This window comes from Pararhizobium sp. P1_E7 (assembly GCF_056405855.1).
The window spans coordinates 1-3,567 of the sequence record NZ_JBFUBH010000150.1 but is presented as its reverse complement, the minus strand read 5'-3'; the positions used below and the strand labels follow the sequence as shown (position 1 = coordinate 3,567).

Annotated in this window: 4 protein-coding genes; 3 read left to right on the top strand and 1 reads right to left on the bottom strand. The window is 57.7% G+C overall.

Going from position 1 to position 3,567, the window contains the following annotated elements; translation table 11 throughout:
* From AC1D17_RS28100 to AC1D17_RS28090, 3 genes are all read left to right on the top strand, one after another.
* On the top strand, nucleotides 1–1,107 hold a 1,107-nt coding region (locus AC1D17_RS28100), incomplete at its 5' end, for a thioredoxin family protein (RefSeq protein WP_477568511.1).
* Nucleotides 1,108–1,157: 50 nt separating this feature from the next.
* Complete coding sequence (locus AC1D17_RS28095) at nucleotides 1,158–1,925, top strand: alpha/beta hydrolase (protein ID WP_477568510.1); 768 nt, start codon at nucleotides 1,158–1,160, stop codon at nucleotides 1,923–1,925.
* A 76-nt stretch (nucleotides 1,926–2,001) separates the two neighbouring features.
* Entirely contained in the window at nucleotides 2,002–2,400 is a 399-nt protein-coding gene (locus tag AC1D17_RS28090; protein ID WP_477568509.1) for a cupin domain-containing protein, read from the top strand.
* Nucleotides 2,401–3,015: 615 nt separating this feature from the next.
* Here the strand turns inward: AC1D17_RS28090 and AC1D17_RS28085 are convergent.
* Nucleotides 3,016–3,567: LysR substrate-binding domain-containing protein (locus tag AC1D17_RS28085; RefSeq protein WP_477568508.1), on the bottom strand; the 552-nt coding region annotated here is incomplete at its 5' end.

The window sequence follows — 3,567 nt, the reverse complement described above, 5'->3', positions numbered from 1 at the left end:
TCCTATGCCAGCACGGCGGCCTTCGAACAGACCGTGCTTAACCAACTGTACGACAAGCCTGAACTCGAAACGTCATCGGAGGTTGCCAGCAACAGCACAACGTCGGCTGTCATCGATACAACACAACCGTTCCGTAGCAATTTGCCTATCGAAGGCGGAGCACCATCGTTGAACGGCGCCATCGAATGGCTGAACTCGCAGCCGCTGACGATAGAAGAGCTTCGCGGCAAGGTCGTCCTCATCGATTTCTGGACCTACTCCTGCATCAACTGCATTCGCACCGTGCCCTACGTCCGCGCCTGGGCTGAAAAGTACAGGGACCAGGGCCTGGTCGTGATCGGCGTGCACGCTCCGGAATTCGCGTTCGAAAAGAAGATCGACAATGTCAAAAAGGCCGTCGGAGATTTCAAGATCGGCTATCCGGTCGCGATCGACAACGACTACAAGATCTGGCGCGCCTTCGAAAACAGCTACTGGCCAGCGCATTACCTGATCGATGCCAAGGGTCAGATCCGCTACCATCATTTCGGTGAAGGCAACTATCGTCAGACCGAGCAGGCAATCCAGGACCTTTTGCGCGAAGCCGGCAGCGAGATGGCCTCGACTGCGCCAGTGACGCCGGACACCAAAGGTGCCGAGGCAAGCCCGGACCTCAAGAACATCCGATCTGGTGAAACCTATCTTGGCTACAAACGCGCCGCCAGCTTCGTCTCTCCCGAAAACCTGCACGCCGACGCCGCCAACGAGTATTCCATCGACGAACCCGACCTCAATGAATGGGGCCTCTCCGGGAGCTGGACGGTCGGCGCCGAACAGGCAGTGCTGGACCAGCCAGATGGCAGCATCGTCTATCGTTTCAGTGCCCGTGACCTGCACTTGGTCCTCGGACCCAGCGCTGACGGCAAGCCTGTCCGCTTTCAGGTGACGCTCGACGGCAAGGCACCCGGACCCAGCCATGGCGCAGATACCGACGCTGACGGCTACGGCACGGTGACGTCAACAAAACTCTATCAACTCGTCCGCCAATCCGGCGGCGTGGCGGAACGGACGTTCGAARTCCGCTTCCTCGATCCCGGCGTTGAAGCCTACGCTTTCACCTTCGGCTGAAACCTCATCTCCCTTACCCCAATCACCTACAAACGACAGGAGTCAAACCCATGAACCGTCACTACATCTCGACCCTCGCTCTCGCCTTCGCCACGAGCGTGATTGCCTTCGCAGCCCAGGCTGCCGACGTAAAAAACATTGTTATCGTCCATGGCGCGCTCGCCGATGGTTCAGGCTGGCGTAAGGCATCCGATATTCTCGTCCAACGCGGCTTCAACGTCACGATTGTACAGGAGCCGCTCACGTCGCTTGCCGACGATATCGCCGCCACCAACCGTGTGCTCGACCTGCAGGACGGCCCAACGCTACTCGTCGGTCATAGCTATGGCGGCATGGTGATCACCGAAGCCGGCCACAGCCCTGTTGTCGCGGGCCTCGTCTATGTCGCGGCCTTCCAGCCGGATCGCGGCGAAAGCCTGCTCAGCCTCGCAAGCTCAAAGCCGTCTGGCGGCATGAATATCCGGGAGACGAAGGACGGTAAATATCTCTATCTCGACCCCGCCGCGTTCGCGAACGACTTCGCCGCAGATCTGCCGAAGGACGACGCAGCGTTTCTGGCAAGATCGCAGGTCTTCGCCTCGAAGGAAGCTTTCACCGCAAAGATCGGCGATCCCGCCTGGAAGACAAAGCAGAGCTGGGCAATTGTTGCATCCGAAGACCGCTCCATCAATCCTGAACTGGAACGCGAAATGGCCAAGCGCGCGGGCAGCGTGGTGACCGAGATCAAGGCCAGCCACGCCGTCTTCACGTCGCAAGCTGAGAGAGTTGCCGACATCATCGAAACAGCGGCGCGGCACGTTGGCGCAAAGAGCAAGTAAGCGCATCTCAAGTACCGCGTCCACGAATTCCTCCCATTGTTTATTCCTTCTTCAATCATCCCGAAAGGACACAGTCATGAAACCGATCAACGGATTTGCCACAGCCCTCCTGTTTCTCATGAGCGCAATGACGCCGTTGCAGGCGTTCGCCGATGAACCGCTGCGACGCACGGATCTCATCAGGCGCGATATCGACGTCCCCGCCCACGAAGCCGTGCAGGTCCGTGTCGATTTTCAACCTGGTGTTTTGGCCGCTAGGCATTCCCACCCTGGTGAAGAGATAGCCTATGTGATCGATGGGACGCTCGAGTATAAATTGGACGGACGTGAGCCGGTCACCCTTTCGGCAGGTCAATCACTCTTCATTCCGACCGGCGTTGTTCACTCGGCGGAAAATGTGGGCCCCGGCAAAGCCTCGGAGCTTGCCACCTATATCGTCCGGAAAGGCCAGGCTCTGGTCGTACCGTCAAAATAACGACTTAGCCGCCAACATGCGCAGGGTGCGGTGGCGCTTCCTGCGCCTGTTGGCACTCTCCACGACATAGCAACTCTCGCCGCCCGCCCGGCGTTGCCGGACCACATTTCGCCAAAATTACATCTGGATCGACAGGACAAGATTTGCCTCAGCGAGGCCGTATCGCGCTTAACGAGCTTTGCAAGCACATTCGATCAAGCAACAAGTCGATTTCTAGCCCTGCAGTCGCGTGATCCGGATCACCGGGGGAGAGCCGCAGTGTTCACTGTGCCGAGGAACCTCATCGAAAAGGCTTTTGCGACTGATACATGGAGCGGGCTCAGGATCGCGATGCTGCTCTGATACACTTCCGGCAATTTTCAAAACATGCGGGATACGTCCGCCCTCTAGCCTGCTCTGCGTCACTTACAGGCAAAACGACGGAGAGTATCTATGCCTAGAACTGAAAACGCCTCCTCTATTCGGGTGCATTTTGCTGGCCGCCTGATCACAGTTGCAACTCGTGTCCGTTCTTTTGACACTTGGGCGCTATCGACATCGCCTTGAGCGGAATCAAACCGAACGCCACGTTTTGCTACCGGCGAAGGTCACATTTTAAGCCAGCATTTGAGCAGTTTAGATCAGTTTGACCGGACCCGAGCTTGGTGCCGAGATCAAATCCTGTTGTTTCGCAACGCCAACGAGCCACTTGTGGAACCTTTGGCCGAACGGCTTTTCGAGGGCGGTCCTGTCCCATGCCAGATAGTAGCTTTCGGGCAGCTTCATGCGGATATCGAAGGGAACCACCAGACTGCCGGCCGCAACCTCGTCCTGAACCATGGAAACTTGAGCAAGAACGAACCCCCTGCCATTGGCGGCAGCGTCGATGGCGCTGCTCGACAAAGTGAATGAAAGGCCGGAAAACGTCTGCCTGCCGTCGGCATTGACCAAGCTGGCCCAGTCCTTCCATTGTGGAGAAGCCTTGTAGTCTGCTTCCCACTCCACATTGAGCAGCGGGAATTTAAGGATGTCCTGCGGACAGCCGAGGACACGATTTGCGATGAGCGCGGGCGAACAGACCGGCACGATCCAGTCAGTGAACAGATTTGCGACGTGTTCATGCGCATAGGAGCGTCTCCCGTAGGTGATGCGGAAATCAACCTGCTCTATACCGATGCGAGGCTCTTC

Bases quoted from the DNA above. Each gene is read 5' to 3' on its own strand.
- AC1D17_RS28090 (WP_477568509.1), top strand. From the start codon at position 2,002: ATGAAACCGATCAACGGATTTGCCACAGCCCTCCTGTTTCTCATGAGC.
- AC1D17_RS28095 (WP_477568510.1), top strand. From the start codon at position 1,158: ATGAACCGTCACTACATCTCGACCCTCGCTCTCGCCTTCGCCACGAGC.